The sequence below is a fragment of the Sorangium sp. So ce375 genome (assembly GCF_051473855.1).
In the GTDB taxonomy this organism is placed as follows: Bacteria; Myxococcota_A; Polyangia; order Polyangiales; family Polyangiaceae; genus Sorangium.
The window spans coordinates 9,691,068-9,705,270 of sequence record NZ_CP150335.1; the positions used below are offsets into that span (position 1 = coordinate 9,691,068).

At 73.3% G+C, this 14,203-nt stretch carries 12 protein-coding genes; 9 read left to right on the forward strand and 3 right to left on the reverse strand.

Annotated elements, in window-relative coordinates; translation table 11 throughout:
- Positions 1-37: 37 nt before the first annotated feature.
- Positions 38-2,269 carry a hypothetical protein gene (locus WME90_RS36215; protein WP_437276628.1) on the reverse strand — a complete coding sequence of 744 codons (2,232 nt, stop codon included), beginning with the start codon at positions 2,267-2,269 and terminating at the stop codon, positions 38-40.
- 31 nt (positions 2,270-2,300) lie between these two features.
- Positions 2,301-3,302: a riboflavin biosynthesis protein RibF gene (gene ribF, locus WME90_RS36220; RefSeq protein WP_437276629.1), complete on the reverse strand. Its 1,002-nt coding sequence runs from the start codon at positions 3,300-3,302 to the stop codon at positions 2,301-2,303.
- A gap of 174 nt (positions 3,303-3,476) precedes the next feature.
- On the opposite strand from ribF, the gene WME90_RS36225 reads away from it, so the two are divergent.
- The 6 genes from WME90_RS36225 to rplI all read left to right on the forward strand — a co-directional run bounded on the left by WME90_RS36225 (position 3,477) and on the right by rplI (position 7,519).
- A complete protein-coding gene (locus tag WME90_RS36225; protein WP_437276630.1) occupies positions 3,477-4,421 on the forward strand; it encodes a ribose-phosphate pyrophosphokinase in 945 nt (314 codons plus the stop codon).
- A 198-nt stretch (positions 4,422-4,619) separates the two neighbouring features.
- The gene (locus WME90_RS36230) at positions 4,620-5,303 is read left to right on the forward strand and encodes a 50S ribosomal protein L25/general stress protein Ctc (protein ID WP_437276631.1); all 684 of its coding nucleotides are present in this window, start codon (positions 4,620-4,622) and stop codon (positions 5,301-5,303) included.
- Positions 5,304-5,411: 108 nt separating this feature from the next.
- The gene (gene pth / locus WME90_RS36235; protein WP_437276632.1) at positions 5,412-6,083 is read left to right on the forward strand and encodes an aminoacyl-tRNA hydrolase; all 672 of its coding nucleotides are present in this window, start codon (positions 5,412-5,414) and stop codon (positions 6,081-6,083) included.
- 109 nt (positions 6,084-6,192) lie between these two features.
- Positions 6,193-6,732 (forward strand): 30S ribosomal protein S6, encoded by a 540-nt coding sequence (rpsF, locus tag WME90_RS36240; RefSeq protein ID WP_437276633.1) that lies wholly within the window; start codon positions 6,193-6,195, stop codon positions 6,730-6,732.
- A 3-nt stretch (positions 6,733-6,735) separates the two neighbouring features.
- Entirely contained in the window at positions 6,736-7,056 is a 321-nt protein-coding gene (rpsR, locus tag WME90_RS36245) for a 30S ribosomal protein S18 (protein ID WP_272104372.1), read from the forward strand.
- Positions 7,057-7,066: 10 nt separating this feature from the next.
- The gene (gene rplI / locus WME90_RS36250; RefSeq protein ID WP_437276634.1) at positions 7,067-7,519 is read left to right on the forward strand and encodes a 50S ribosomal protein L9; all 453 of its coding nucleotides are present in this window, start codon (positions 7,067-7,069) and stop codon (positions 7,517-7,519) included.
- Between the two features lie 83 nt (positions 7,520-7,602).
- Here the strand turns inward: rplI and WME90_RS36255 are convergent, their stop codons facing one another.
- A complete protein-coding gene (locus WME90_RS36255) occupies positions 7,603-8,571 on the reverse strand; it encodes a PfkB family carbohydrate kinase (protein ID WP_437276635.1) in 969 nt (322 codons plus the stop codon).
- A 442-nt stretch (positions 8,572-9,013) separates the two neighbouring features.
- Between WME90_RS36255 and dnaB the strand changes: the two genes are divergently transcribed.
- The 3 genes from dnaB to WME90_RS36270 all read left to right on the forward strand — a co-directional run bounded on the left by dnaB (position 9,014) and on the right by WME90_RS36270 (position 14,095).
- Positions 9,014-10,516: a replicative DNA helicase gene (gene dnaB, locus WME90_RS36260; protein ID WP_437276636.1), complete on the forward strand. Its 1,503-nt coding sequence runs from the start codon at positions 9,014-9,016 to the stop codon at positions 10,514-10,516.
- A 149-nt stretch (positions 10,517-10,665) separates the two neighbouring features.
- Positions 10,666-11,094 carry a hypothetical protein gene (locus tag WME90_RS36265; RefSeq protein WP_437276637.1) on the forward strand — a complete coding sequence of 143 codons (429 nt, stop codon included), beginning with the start codon at positions 10,666-10,668 and terminating at the stop codon, positions 11,092-11,094.
- A gap of 70 nt (positions 11,095-11,164) precedes the next feature.
- Positions 11,165-14,095: a CehA/McbA family metallohydrolase gene (locus WME90_RS36270; RefSeq protein ID WP_437276638.1), complete on the forward strand. Its 2,931-nt coding sequence runs from the start codon at positions 11,165-11,167 to the stop codon at positions 14,093-14,095.
- The last annotated feature ends 108 nt before the right edge of the window (positions 14,096-14,203 follow it).

Below are 14,203 nucleotides of genomic sequence, written 5' to 3' on the forward strand. Positions count from 1 at the left end.
GCGCCGCGAGTTGCGTGCGACGGGTCGTCCGGTTCGCTCAGCGGCCCCCTGAAGGCAGGCGCGCCCGAGTGGCGAAGCTCCGCCAGAGCTCGGATCCACCGCCCAGGGACCGGCCCCGATCGGCGCCGGCGCGCGGCCCGCCGCCCGGGGAGAGGCCCCGCTCCGCGCTGGAGCGCCGGAGCGCCTCGCTCGCGTGAGGCCCTCCGCTGCGCCCGGGTCCGGCGTTCCCGCCGCCCTCTCGGAACAGCTCGCTCGAACCGCCGCGGGTCGCCGCGACCGCCTGCGCGATCGCCTCCGGCGTCGGCGCCGTCCCCGACGGGAAGCGGGGTGGTCCCTCGTTCGAACCGCCGCGGGTCGCCGCGACTGCCTGCGCGATCGCCTCCGGCGCCGGCGCCGTTCCCGACGGGAAGCGGGCTGGCGCCTCGTGGGGCGACGCGGGCGCCGGCTCCGGGACGCGCGCCGCGCTGTGCCCAGGCGCGAGCGCGTCGAGGTCGCGAGGCGGGATCGCTCGGACAACCTCGGTCGCCACGTCGCCGCGCGCGGCCGGCGCCGCAGCCTCCACGTCGCTGCGCACGACCGGCGCCGCAGCCTCCACGTCGCTGCCCGTGATGGCCGGCGCCGCAGCCGCCCCGACATCCGTATCCACGCTGGCGGCAGGCGCGCTCGGAGCAGGTAGCGCCGTAGTCACCGCATCTCCGCTCGCGCCGACCACGGCGACGGGCTCACCGTCGTCTCCGCTGGCACCGGGAAACGACGGGGACGACGCATCCGCATCGATCACGCCGGGCGTCGAGGATGCCGCATGGCCGGCCTCGACCTCGGGATGCCGCTCCGCGACGTTCATGGCCGCGGTGGGGCTGTCCGGCGGGATCTCGCCCGTCTGCCGCGGCGCCGAGGCGAGAGGCTCCTCCGAGGTCTCCCCCGGCAGCGTCGGCGCAGAGGCCGGCGGCTCCTCCGACGGCGGCCTCGGCGCAGCAGGCAGCGCGCGCGGCACAGCGACCTCGAGGCCGACCGCGAAGGGCTCGAACAGCTCGCCGGCGAGCCAGCCCGTGCACATCCGGAGGTTCGCGCCGGACGGGATGTCGCGCACGAACATGTCCCCGAAGAGCGCGTCGATGGCGAGATCCCGCTGCTCGACCACGGGCCGCTCCCAGCTCGGCAGCACCGCGACGAGGCGGATCGCGAGCTGCCCTCCCGGGCGCCGCGCCCGCGCTCGAGCGAGCGTCCTGGGGCGCACTTCCCAGTAGAGGTAGAGCGTCTCGGGATCGACCGCGATGCCGACGATCTCGTCGACGTCGTACCGCGCCGGCAGCTCCGCCCGCTCGTCGTGAAAGGCCGCCGCGAGGCCCAGCGGCGCGCCTGCAGCGACGGACGACGCCGGCGCTTCGGCCGCCACGGGTGAGATGTCGCGCGGCGGCTGCACCAGAACGTCGCCAGGCGCTCCGGCGACGGGCGCGGACTGCCCCTGGTGCTCGCCCGCGAGGGCCGTCCCGCGTGGCTCGCCCGAGCCGTCGTCCCGCGTGATCGGCGCAGGGCCGGTCTCCGCGGCAGCGCCCTCCACGGCCTCGGCGTCTGCATCTGCGCGCGCTGCAGGCGCCGCATCCGCGTCCTCCGCGTCTGCATCTGCGCGCTCTACAGGCGCCGCATCCGCATCCTTCGCGTCTGCATCTGCGCGCTCTACAGGCGCCGCATCCGCATCCTTCGCGTCTGCATCTGCGCGCTCTACAGGCGCCGCGTCCGCTTCCTCCGCATCCGCGTCCTCATCGTCCGCGTCCTCATCGTCCGCGCCGCGCGCCCCCACGCCCGCCGCCTGCCCCCGCGGCGCGCTCTCGATCAACCTCTCCCGGAGCCGCCGCGCGTCCTCGTCCTGCGGCGCTCGCGCGAGGATCTCGTCGAGCACCGCGATGGCGCGCTCCGTGTGCCCCTGGGACGCGTAGATCTCGGCGAGCGTCGTGGTGGACCGCGGCGGCGGCGCGGGCGGCGGCCACTGCTCCGGCGGCGCCTCGCCGCGCAGCGCGCGCGCGGTCTCCGGCATGTGCAGGCCCCGCTCGACCACGCGCGAGAGCAGATCGCGCGCCCGCCCCAGGAAGCCGCGCAGGCGGGCCCGCTCCGGCTCGCTCTGCGCGGTGCGCGCCACGATCTCGTCGACGAGCTCGACCTTCGTGAGCAGGCGCGGCCGCGGCACCCCGAGCCCCTCTGCGCGCGCTATCAGCTCCTCCCGCGTCAGCCCGTCGAGCTCCCGGCGCTCCATCGCCGCCGACGCTACCACATCCGGCGCTCGCTCACCGTCGCCGGACCGCTCAGCGAAACGCCCCCTCCGCCGCCGGATCGGCGCTGAGCGACGCGAGCCGCGCGCGCGCCGCCTCGGCGTCCCGCGCGATCTGCGCCTTGAGCTCCGGCAGACCGGAGAACCGCCGCTCCTCGCGCAGCCGGGCGATCAGGTGCACGCGCAGCGCCGCGCCGTAGAGATCTTCGTCGACATCGAAGAGGTGCACCTCGAGGTTCGGCCGCGCCTGCCCCGAAGCCTCGACCGTCGGCCGGACGCCGAGGTTCGCGACGCCGCGCGCAAGCGCGATCGCGCGGCCCGACGAGGTCACCCGATCGACGAGCGTCGCGTACACGCCGAACGGGGGGAGCGCCTCCTCGATCTCGTCGATGTTGCAGGTGGGGAAGCCGATCGTCCGGCCTCGCCTTGCCCCCTGCGCCACGACGCCCGACAGCATGTGCGGGCGAGACAGCATCTGCTCGGCCGACTCGAGATCTCCGCGCGCGAGCGCCGCGCGGACGCGGGTGCTCGACCACGCCCCCTCGGCGTCGCCGACGAGCGGGTGCGATCGCGTCTCGAAGCCGAGATCCTCGCCGAGGCGCCCGAGCGTCGTGAAATCCCCGGCGCGCCCGCGGCCGAACCGGAAGTTCGCGCCGACGAGGACGACGCGCGCCGCGAGCCGATCGAGCAGCACACGCCGCACGAACTCCTCCGGCGTCTGGGCCGCGAACGCGCGGTCGAACGTCACCGCGTCGACCCGGATCGCCGGCTGCACGCGACGGATGAGCTCGATCTTGCGCGGCAGCGTCGTCAGCGTCGCCGGCGGCGTGCGGCCGAGGACGCTCGCCGGGTGCGGCGCGAACGTGAGCGCCACCGGATCGAGCCCCCGCCGCTCCGCGTCCAGCGCCGCGTCGGCGAGCAGCGCCTGGTGCCCCCGATGAACGCCGTCGAAGTTGCCGATGATCACAAGGCTGCCCCGCGGCCCGGCCGCGGCGCGCCCGCCCTGCCCGGAAGCGGCGGCAGCGAAATACTCCACAGCCGCTACCTAACCCGAAGGAGCGCCGAACGAAAAGCGGGTGGACGTGGGTGAGCGCAGAGCCGCCCGATACGATACGCACGTGCAGCCCAGCGATCGATGTACAGTCGTTGCTTGACGTGCCCATCTCTGGCTGATAGAGCCGCGCTCCCCGAAATGGGCTGGAGGCGCGCCGTGTTCAAGAGAGTCAGTATCTTCTCCGGCAACTCCAATTTCGCGCTCACCCAGGAAATTTGTCAGGTCCTCGAGCAACCGATGGGGAAGTCGCGTGTGTCGCGCTTCTCCGACGGGGAAACGTTCTGCGTCATCCAGGAGAACGTCCGGGGCGTTGACACCTACGTCGTGCAGCCCACCTGCTCGCCGGTCAACGACAGCGTGATGGAGCTCCTGATCATGGTCGACGCGCTCCGCCGCGCCTCGGCCGGCTCCATCACGGCGGTCATCCCCTACTACGGCTACGCCCGGCAGGACCGGAAGGTCGCGCCGCGGACGCCGATCACCTCGAAGCTCGTCGCCGACCTCATCGTCGCCGCCGGGGTGAACCGGATCGTCGCGCTCGACCTGCACGCCGGGCAGATCCAGGGGTTCTTCAACATCCCGTTCGACCACCTGTTCGCGATGCCCGCGCTGCTGGAGCACCACCTCCGCGAGCACTACGGCAAGGAGGTGGTCATCGTCTCGCCGGACGCGGGCGGCGTGGAGCGGGCCCGCGCCTACTCGAAGCGCCTGCAGGGCACGCTCGCGATCATCGACAAGCGCCGCGAGCGGGCGAACGAGAGCGAGGTCATGAACATCATCGGCGAGGTGGCCGGCAAGCACTGCCTCATCCTCGACGACCTCATCGACACCGCCGGCACCCTGGTGAACGCGGCCAACGCCCTGATGAAGCAGGGCGCGAAGAGCGTCGCCGCCTGCGCGACGCACCCGGTCCTGTCCGGGCCGGCGGTCGAGCGCATCAAGGAGTCGCCCCTCACCGAGGTCGTTGTGACGAACTCGATCCCGCTCTCGGATGAGGCGAGGGCCTCCGGTAAGTTCAAGGTCGTCTCGGTGGCGCGGCTGCTCGCCGAGGCGATCCGCCGCATCCATCACTCGGACTCGGTGAGCTCGCTCTTCGTCTGACCGGCCGCGCGCGTTCTGCGGCGGGGCGCGCCGGCGACGCAGGTCGCCCGCGCCCCTCCCCAGAACACAAAAGACACAAAACGCGCTGCCCGGCGACGAAGGCTCGACTTTCTCTTCTCCGTTCTGCTATAGCGCCGCACCCTACGCCGGAGTGGACCGCGCACCGCGGGCCTCCGGATCACTTCTGGAGCCGTCGTCATGGACATCATCAAGCTCAACGCCACGAGGCGCGAGGATAGCGGCAAGAGCGCGTCGAGCCGCCTGCGCCGCGCCGGACAGATTCCCGCCATCGCCTACGGGCGCGAGCTCGCGCCGCTGTCGGTCGCCATCTCGCCGAAGGCGCTCCTTCAGGTGCTCGGCTCCGATCACGGCAAGAACTCCGTGGTCGAGCTGGCCGTCGAGAACGGCCAGACGCTCACCGTCATGGTGCGCGACTACGACTATCACCCCATCTCGCGTGAGCTCGTCCACGCCGACTTCATCCAGGTGAAGCTCGACCAGCCCGTCGACGTGCAGATCCCCTTCCGCTGCGTGGGCAAGCCGAAGGGCGTGGTCACCGGCGGCGTGCTCCAGCAGATCTTCCGCACGATCCCCGTGCGCTGCCTGCCGGAGAAGATCCCGTCGTTCATCGAGATCGACGTGACCGAGCTCGACATGGGCGAGTCGTACAAGGCCAGCGGCCTGAAGCTGCCGGAGGGCGTGAAGACGCTCCTCTCGGACGACCAGACGATCGCGGTCATCAACGCGCCCGAGAAGGCAGGCCCCGAGGAAGAGGCGAAGCCCGCTGCGGGCGCGCCGGCCGCGGCCGCTGCGCCTGCCGCCGGCGCGGCTGCTCCCGCGAAGGGCGCGGCCCCCGCGGGCGACAAGAAGGACAAGAAGTAACCCCGGAGCGGGCCGCCTCGCGCCTCCGCACCGCGAGGCGCGCGCGGCCCGCCCTGCCCCCTCCCCTCGCCTGCCCCGATTCCAGGGACTCAGCAGAACCGGCTCGTCATGCTGCTCGTGGTCGGCCTGGGGAACCCGGGCAAGGAATACGCTGCTCACCGGCACAACGTCGGCTTCATGGCGATCGACGCGCTGGCCGACGAGGTCCGGGCGGATCCGTTCCGCGAGAAGTTCTCGGGCGTCCACGCGCGGGCGGAGATCGCAGGGCAGCCGGCGATCCTGCTCAAGCCGATGACCTACATGAACGAGTCGGGACGCAGCGTCCAGCCGGCGATGGCCTTCTTCAAGGTCGCGCCCTCCGAGCTGATCGTGCTCCACGACGAGCTCGACCTGCCGTTCGGCACGGTCCGCCTGAAGGTCGGCGGCGGCCACGCGGGGCACAACGGGCTGCGCTCGATCATCTCGCACGGCGGGACGGGCAACTTCGGGCGCGTCCGCCTCGGGGTAGGAAGGCCGCCGGCGGGCTTCCGGGGCGAGGTCGCGGACTACGTCCTGTCCGGGTTCGACGCCGTCGAGCGCGCGAGCCTGCCCGACTGCTTGAAGCAAGCTGTCCAAAGTGTGCTAGAAGTCGCCGCCCGCGGCTTCGACGCCGCGATGAACGTTCGAAACACCCGGCCCAAGCCGGGCAAGAGGCAGAAGGGTGAAGGGGACGGGTCGTCGGATCCGGCCCCCGCCGCGAAGGATGGGAAGGGTCCCCTCCCCCCGACGCACAAGCCCTGATTCCTCGATGGAACAACCTGCCGAGCGCGCCGGTGCGTCGCTTGGCAGGCTGCTCCTTTCCTCGCTCCGGGGCGCCGCCTCGGGGCCATTGGCCGAGAGGGAAGACTGAATGAGCCGACAGGTAACGGCGCCCGGGCGCGCCAGAGAGTACGAAACGATCTACATCCTGCGACCTGACATCGACGCCGACGGCGCCGAGCGGATCGGGTCGCGCCTCGCCGAGGTCGTCGGTCGCGAGTCCGGCCGGCTGACCAAGGTCGAGACGTGGGGGCGCCGCCGCCTCGCGTACGACATCGCCAAGCACCGCCGCGGCGTTTACGTGTACCTGAAGTACCTCGGGGGCGGGAAGGTCGTCTCCGAGATCGAGCGCAACCTGCGCCTCTCCGACGGCGTGCTGAAGTACCAGACGGTGCTCGTGCGCAACGACGTCGAGGTCCAGGGCGTCACGATCGCCGACGAGGACGTGAAGTTCGAGCGCCTCGAGCTCGCGCCGCTGGAGGACGACCGCGACGATTCGCGCGAGCGCCAGCTCGGCCTGATCGAGCCGGAGCGCCGCGTCGACCGGAGCTCCGAGGCGGCCCCGCCGAGCGATCTCGACGAGGCCGAAGAGGGTGAGGCGGAAGGCGCCGCCGACGAGGAGGAGAGCTGAGCAATGAACGGCCGCAACAGTGACATGGGCCGCAACGGCGGCGCTGACTACGACGATCGCGACTTCGGGCGCACACCCGACCTGAACGCCGACGCCCCGGGGCGCCGCCGCACGGGCCGGAAGCGCGTCTGCCGCTACTGCGCGGACAAGGCGCTGGTCATCGACTACAAGGACCCGCAGGCGCTCAAGTACTTCATCTCGGAGCGCGGCAAGGTCGTCCCGCGCCGCATCAGCGGCAACTGCGCGCGCCACCAGCGCAAGGTGACCCTCTCCATCAAGCGCGCGCGCAACATCGCGCTCTTGCCGTTCACCGTCACGGCGTAGGAGGTCGATCATGGCAACCCACATCCATGTGGTCCTCACGGAGGACCTCCACAACGTCGGCAAGAGCGGCGAGCTCGTGAAGGTTCGCCCCGGCTTCGCCCGCAACTACCTCATCCCGCGCAGCCTCGCGGTCGGCGCCACCGCCGAGAACGTGTCCCGGATCGAGCACGAGAAGCGCGTCGCCGAGTCGCGCGCCGCCAAGACGCGCTCCGAGTCGGAGCAGCTCGCGGCCAAGCTCAACCAGGTCAAGGTCACGATCACCCGCCCGGTCGGCGAGGGCGACAAGCTGTACGGCTCGGTCACGGCGCGCGACATCGAAGAGGCGCTCGCCGCGCAGGGCTTCAGCGTCGACCGGCGCCGCATCGAGACCGACGCGATCAAGTCGCTCGGCGCCCACCCCGTCGTGATCCGCCTCGCCCCGTCCATCACGGCGTCGGTCGAGGTCACGGTCGCCGCCAAATAGCGCAGCGCCGGAGAGCGCGGCTCGCCCGCGCTCTCGCGCGCTTCAGCCGCGCTCACCCCCTCCACCTCGCTCGCGCGCTTCGTTCAGCCGCGCTTCCGCCTTACCCACGCCCGCGCGATGTCGTGCCCTCGCGCCACCGCGCGCAGCATGAGCGCCGCGTCCCCCCATCGCGCTCGCCCCTCCCATACGAGGCTCGCCAGCATCCCGGCGCAGAAGGCGTCGCCCGCGCCCGTCGGATCGAGCGGCCGCACCGGGCGCGGCGCGACCGCGCGCTCGCCCCCCGGGCCGAGCAAGAGCGTCTCCCGCGCGCCATCGGTGACGACAAGCGTCGCCTCGGGGCGGAGCCGCTCGCGGAGCGCGTGCGCCGTCGTCCCCAGCACGTCGAGATCGCCGACGCTGCACTTCACGAGGTCCGCCAGCCCGAACAGCCGGAAGCAGCCGCGCACGCCTGCACCGGCGTCGGAAGCCGGCGCGGCGCCGGCCCCCGCGCCGGGAACGGACGCGGCCCGCTCGGCGCGCGGCCACATCCGCGGGCGCGCGTTGATGTCGACCGAGACGGCGCACCCCTCGCGGCGAGCGCTCGCGGCGGCCCGCGCGAGCGCGCCGCTCGCCCCGCGCACCGGCGCGATCCCGGTGAAGTGCACGACCCGGCTCTGCCATCGCTCGGGCAGCGCCGCGGCCAGCGCCCGCGCCTCGCTCTCGCCCTGCCTGTACCCCGCGAAGCGCGCCTCGCCGCGCTCGATCGCCACGAGCATGAGGCCTGTGCGCGCCGCGCTCAGCGAGAGCCGTCCCACGTCGACGCCGGCCGCCGCGACCTCGTCCCTCAGCCCGCGCCCCATCGCGTCATCGCCCAGCGCGGCGCACAGCTCCGAACGTATGCCGAGCCGGACGAGCGCCGTCGCGGTGTTCACCGCCCCGCCTCCCGGCACGCGGCGCAGCAATTTCGCTTGCTCGAGCGGAATGCCTTCGGGCGCATAGAGATCCCACAGCGCTTCACCGACGCAGACAACCTCGGCGGGCGCAATCCTTGTATGGCGTGTTTTGTGATCCACAATGGCGGCTCCCCGCGATGGCTCACGCCGAGGCGCGCAGCGTCATCGCAGCTGAGTCAAGCGCGAAAAGAAATGGCGATGAGACCGGGGTTGCTCAATTTCCATACCTCGCCGCCGGCGGCGGCGCCTCGCCGCGAGGCCCCTCGGCGACCGCTGCCGCGGAGACCTCCGCGAAAGCGTCCGAGCAAGCTTCCGAGCGTGCCTCCGAACGTAGAAGCGCGACCCCTCGACATGGAACCTGCATTGGGATGCCCACCACACGAACGCTCACTGCAATGCAAACAGAAACACTTCTCAGGGCTGCCCATGTTCTGATAGACGGAAATCGACCCTACCCCCGACGCCCCGGAGGACCGTTTCCTCTCCGGGGCGTCGCCCATTTCGGCGCCTGTGGAAAAGCTCGGGGCGGGATGGGGGGAATCGGTGGGGAGGAGAAGCACGGATGATGAGAATGATGGAGCGCCGGGGCCAGCGGCCTCAGAGGATCGAGCCTCCCATCGTCGCCGGGCGCGTGCCGCCGCACGACCTCGACGCCGAAGCAGCGGTGCTCTCCGCCATCCTCCTGCACCGCGACGCGCTCGATCGGGTGCTCGAGATCCTGAAAGCGGATCATTTCTACAGCGAGGCGAACAGCCGCGTGTACGAGGCTGCGCAGGAGCTCGCGGCCGCCGGCACGCCCATCGACATCGTCTCGGTCGCGTCCTGGCTGCGCGATCGGGAGCGCCTTGCCCAGGTGGGTGGCGCGGCGTACCTCGCCCAGCTCGCGGACGCGACGCCCGCGGTCGCGCACGTCGCGGCCCACGCGCGGGTCGTCTACGAGAAATGGCGCGTCCGGCAGCTCATCGCCACGTGCCAGCGCGTCGCGGCCGAGGGGTACGGCGACGTCGGGGTGGTGCAGGAGTTCATCGACGGCGCGGAGCAGGCCGTCTACCAGCTCGCGCGCACGCCCCAGGGGACGGCGACCCAGCCGATCGCCCAGGTGCTCAAGGCCGCGTTCGAGCAGATCACCGCGGCGGCCGAGCGCGGCGACAGGATCACCGGCATCTCGACCGGGTACGAGAAGCTCGACGCCAAGACGGCAGGCCTGCACGACGGCGACCTCTCGATCATCGCCGCCCGCCCCGGCATGGGCAAGACGTCGTTCGTCCTCAACGTCGCCGTGAACGTGGCGTCGCCGCGCACGGTGAGCTCCCCCGGGCCCGACCAGGCGGGGCACGGCGTCGAGCGGCACGATCCCGGCTTCGGCGCCGCCGTCTTTTCGCTCGAGATGCCCCGCGAGCAGCTCGCGACACGTATGGTCTGCAGCGAGGGCCGCGTCGACGTCGGCAAGCTCCGCCAAGGCTTCCTGCAGCCCGACGACTGGCGCCGCCTGACCGAGGCCGCCTCGTACCTGTCGACCCTGCCCCTCTGGATCGACGACACGCCGGCCATTTCTCTCCTCGAGCTGCGCGCCAAGGTGCGGCGCATCCAGGCCGAGTACGACCGGCCGCCCAGCGAAGGCAACCCGGGGCGGCGCATCGGGCTCGTCGTTATCGACTACCTGCAGCTCATGAAGGGCCGGGACGGGGTGAGCAGCCGCGAGCAGGAGATCAGCGAGATCTCCCGCGGGCTCAAGCAGCTCGCGAAGGAGCTCAAGGTGGCGGTCATCGCGCTCTCCCAGCTGAACCGCGCGGTCGAGACCCGGACCACAAAGGACAAGCGCCCTCAGCTGTCCGACCTCCGCGAGTCCGGCGCCATCGAGCAGGACGCCGACAACATCATCTTCATCTACCGCGACGAGTACTACAACCCGGAGACGACAAACCACAAAGGCATCGCCGAGATCATCGTCGCCAAGCAGCGCAACGGGCCGACGGGCAAGGTGCTCACGCGGTTCACCTCGTCGTGCACCCGGTTCGACAACCTCGCGCCCGGCGACTACCCGGACATGGTGGACGACGAGTAGCACGACGGCGGGAAGCTGCCCCGGCTCGGCAGAAAGACCGCCGTGACGCCAAGGTCGCCAAGGGGAGAGAGGAAGCGCCGTCCCGGCGTTTTCCCCTCCCGGATGAGCCCGTAGCGCTCGAAGATCCGCCCCGCTATAGCGTGCGCGACATGTCCGTCTGGTACGTCCCCGCCCTCCTCGCCGCGCTCTGCATGGCCGGTCACTACCTGATGCTGCGCGCGGCGGCAGGCCGGGTCGGAGACGCCCTTGGCGCGCTGTGCGTCGAGGGCACCGCGGCCGTCGGGATCCTCGTCTTTCTCCTCGTCCGCCCCGGCGCGGAGGCGCCTTCCGCGGCGCAGGGGGTGTTCTGGGCCTGTGCCTCCGGCCTGTGCATCAGCGGCGTGACCACGCTCGTCTTCATGTCGCTTCGCATCGGCGGTCCGGTGTCCGCCACGGGGCCGATGGTGTTCGCCGGCGGCATCGCGCTCGCCGCGCTCTTCGCGCCGCTGTTCTTCGGGGAGGTGTTCACCGCCCGCCGCGCGCTCGGCGTCGGCCTGGGGCTCGCCTCCCTCCTCGTCCTCGCCACCGAGCGCTCCTGACCCAAGCCGCGCCGCGGCCGCGCATCGGAATCGAAGGCGCCGGACGACGCCGGAAGAAGGAAGAAGGCCGATGACCCGCTCGCCCGAGTGCCCGCGCCCCCCAACGAGCCGCGCGCGCGCGGGGAGCGCCGCGCGCCACGCCCTCCGCTCGGCGGGCCTCCTCGCGCTCGCGCTCTCCTCCGCGACCTGCGCGCCGCCCGTGCAGGGCGGCAATGTCGTCGTGTCGTCCGGCGCGGCCGAGCGCCTCGGCATGCTCTGCCGGTGGGGGCGCGGCGGCGCGGAGCAGGGCGATCTCTGCCCGGCGGCCGGCGGCGCGGTGCGGCCGGCGCGCGTCCGGCGGATCGCGGGGCCGGCGGACGCGCTCTCCGGGCCGCTCGCCGCGGGGCGGCCCGGCGACTACGTGCTCGAGAACGACGAGATCGCCGTGGTCGTCGATCAGGTCGGCCCCGGCACAGGCCTCGCCGAGAGCGGCGGCAACATCATCGACGCGGCAGACGCGCGGGCGCGCCGCGACGAGCTCGGGCAGATCGTCACGCGGCTCGGCGCCTCGCCGGGCCAGGCGATCTACAGCGACCTGGCGACGGGCGTCGGCGAGGACGGCACCGCCTGGATCGAGGTGCGCGGGCGTGAGAGCGCGGGCGGCGCGCTCTCGGTCACGACCCGCTACGCGCTCGGGCCGCGCGATCGGGCGCTGCTCATCACGACGTCGCTCCGGAACGACGGCGATCGCCCGATCGAGGGGCTCGACCTCGGCGACATCGTCCACTGGGGCGCGGCGGAGCACGTCGCCCCTGGCGCCGCGCCGGAGCACGTCGCCCCTGGCGCCGCGCCGGAGCACGTCGCCCCTGGCGCCGCGCCGGAGCACGTCGCCCCCGGCGCCGCGGCGGAGCACGTCGCCCCCGGCGCCGCGCCGGGGCTCCGCGGCGAGCAGGAGGCGCCGTACCTGGCCGGTATCGGGACCGGCGTCGCGTACGCGATCGCCCCGGCGGACGGCGCGAAGCTTCGCGCGCGGAGCGGCGCCGGCTTCAGCGACGCGACGTTCGCTCGGCCCGCCGCGCTGCCGCCCGGCGGGCGCGCCGACTACCGGCGGATCCTCGCGGTCGCGCCGCGCGGCGACACGCTCGCCGTCGAGACGGAGCTCTTCTTCCTCGGCGGCGGCGCGCCCGGCGGCGTCGCGCTCGAGCTCGTGGACGCCCGCGGCGCGCCGCTCCCGCCCCTCGCCGGCAAGGCGACGCTGACCCCGATCGCCGACGACGGCGCCGCGCCGGCCAACGCCGCGCTCGATCTGTGGCTGCGGATCGACGAGGGCGCGCCGCTCGCGGCCGAGGCGCCGCCGGGCCTCTACCTCGTCGGCTTCGAAGGGAGCGGCCGCCGCGCGCTGGGGAGCGCGCGGATCCGGATCCGCGCCGGCGAGATCGCCCCCGCGCGGCTCGCGCTCTCCGGCGCAGGCCGGCTCGACGTCCGGATCCAGGAGCGCGGCGCCTCGGCGCCCGCCGTGGACCCGGATCTCCGCGATCCGCTCACGGCGACGAAGGTCAGCCTGTTCGACGCCGCGACCGGCAAGGCCGTATCGCCGCCGCGGCTCGCGCTCATGGGCGAGCTCGATGTCTCCCTGCCCCCTGGGCGAGTCCGGGTCGTCGCCTCGCGCGGGCCCGAGTACGCGCTCGCGGAGGCGACTGTCGACATCGCCGACGGCGGCAGGTCGCGGCTCGATCTCACGCTGGAGCGGGTTGTCGACACGTCGGGCTACATCGCCTGCGACCTCCGGCAGCACACCGCGAAGAGCGCCGACGCGGGCGTCCCCTCGGCCTTGCGGCTCCTGTGGAGCGCGGCGGAAGGCGTGGAGTGCGCGGTGGCGAGCGAGCACAACCTCGCCTCCGATCTCCAGCGGGACGTCGCCGCCCTGCGGCTCGAGGCGCGGCTGCGCATGCTCCCGGGCGTGGAGCTCACGAGCGGCCGGAGCGGCGCGGGGATCGGGAGCCTCAGCGTGTTCCCGCTCGGCAGCGAGGCGGATGCGCCCCGCGAGGGCGCGCTGCGGTGGGTGGGCGAGACCGCGAGCGAGATCCTGCGCGAGGTGCGCGCGCTGCCCGGCGAGCGCGTCGTCCAGGTGAGCCGGCAGCACGGCGGAGGCTCACCGTTGCACGGATCCGGAGCGCCGCAGGTCGCGCCGGATCAAGGCCCGAGCCCGCTCGCGCAGATCGTCGGGGATGGCGCCGGCGCCGACGCCGTCGAGGTCTGGACGGGGCGCGATGCGGCCGCGCGGGACCGCGCGCTCGAGGAGCTCTGGGCGTTGCTCCGCGCGTCCCGCCCGGTCACGCCGACGGCGACGAGCGACAGCCACGGGCTGCACGGCGCGGAGGCGGGTACCCCGCGCACGTACATCGCCGTGGCCGACGATGATCCGGGCCGGCTCGACGTGGCCGAGCTCGTCGCGGGCCTGCGGCATCGGCGCGACGTGGTGATCACGAACGGGCCGTTCGTGACGGTGCGCCTCGGCGACACCCGCCAGGGCGGCGTTGCCTCGGCGCGGCGCGGGACCCGTGGCGGGCCGCAGTCGCTCTCGATCCGCGTCGAGCGCGCCCCCTGGGTCGACGCGCGCGAGCTCCACGTGCTCGTCGGCGGCGTCGCGAGCGGCGCGCCGATCCCCCTGGAAGGCGCGCGCACCACCCCCGCCGGCGCGCTCCTCGACGAGATCGAGATCCCCGTCGTCCTCGGACCCGGCGGCGGGCGACGACCACCGCGGCCCGACGCCCGCGCCGACGCAGCGCGCGGCGGCCGCGGGTCCGGGCAGAGCGCGGACCGCGGGCCCGGGCAGAGCGCGCGTGGCGCGATCTCCATCGCTGAGGACACCTTCGTCGTCGCGATCGTCCGGGGGCGGCGGCCGCTCGAGCCGGTGCTCGCGGGAGATCCGGGCGGGATCCTGCCGTTCGCGATGACGGCGCCGCTCTGGATCGACGCCGACGGCGACGGCCGCTCCCTCGGCCGCGCCGCGGCGCCGTGAGCTCTCCTCGTGCCACACGAACTCTCGACACTCGGCCCGCCCCGCTCCCAACGCTCTAGCCGCTCGGCCCACTCCACGCTCGTCGCCATCGCTTCCTCCTTCGTCGCG

Bases quoted from the DNA above. Each gene is read 5' to 3' on its own strand.
- WME90_RS36230 (WP_437276631.1), top strand. From the start codon at position 4,620: ATGGACATCATCAAGCTCAACGCCACGAGGCGCGAGGATAGCGGCAAG.
- pth (WP_437276632.1), top strand. From the start codon at position 5,412: ATGCTGCTCGTGGTCGGCCTGGGGAACCCGGGCAAGGAATACGCTGCT.
- rpsF (WP_437276633.1), top strand. From the start codon at position 6,193: ATGAGCCGACAGGTAACGGCGCCCGGGCGCGCCAGAGAGTACGAAACG.
- rpsR (WP_272104372.1), top strand. From the start codon at position 6,736: ATGAACGGCCGCAACAGTGACATGGGCCGCAACGGCGGCGCTGACTAC.
- rplI (WP_437276634.1), top strand. From the start codon at position 7,067: ATGGCAACCCACATCCATGTGGTCCTCACGGAGGACCTCCACAACGTC.
- dnaB (WP_437276636.1), top strand. From the start codon at position 9,014: ATGATGAGAATGATGGAGCGCCGGGGCCAGCGGCCTCAGAGGATCGAG.
- WME90_RS36265 (WP_437276637.1), top strand. From the start codon at position 10,666: ATGTCCGTCTGGTACGTCCCCGCCCTCCTCGCCGCGCTCTGCATGGCC.
- WME90_RS36270 (WP_437276638.1), top strand. From the start codon at position 11,165: ATGACCCGCTCGCCCGAGTGCCCGCGCCCCCCAACGAGCCGCGCGCGC.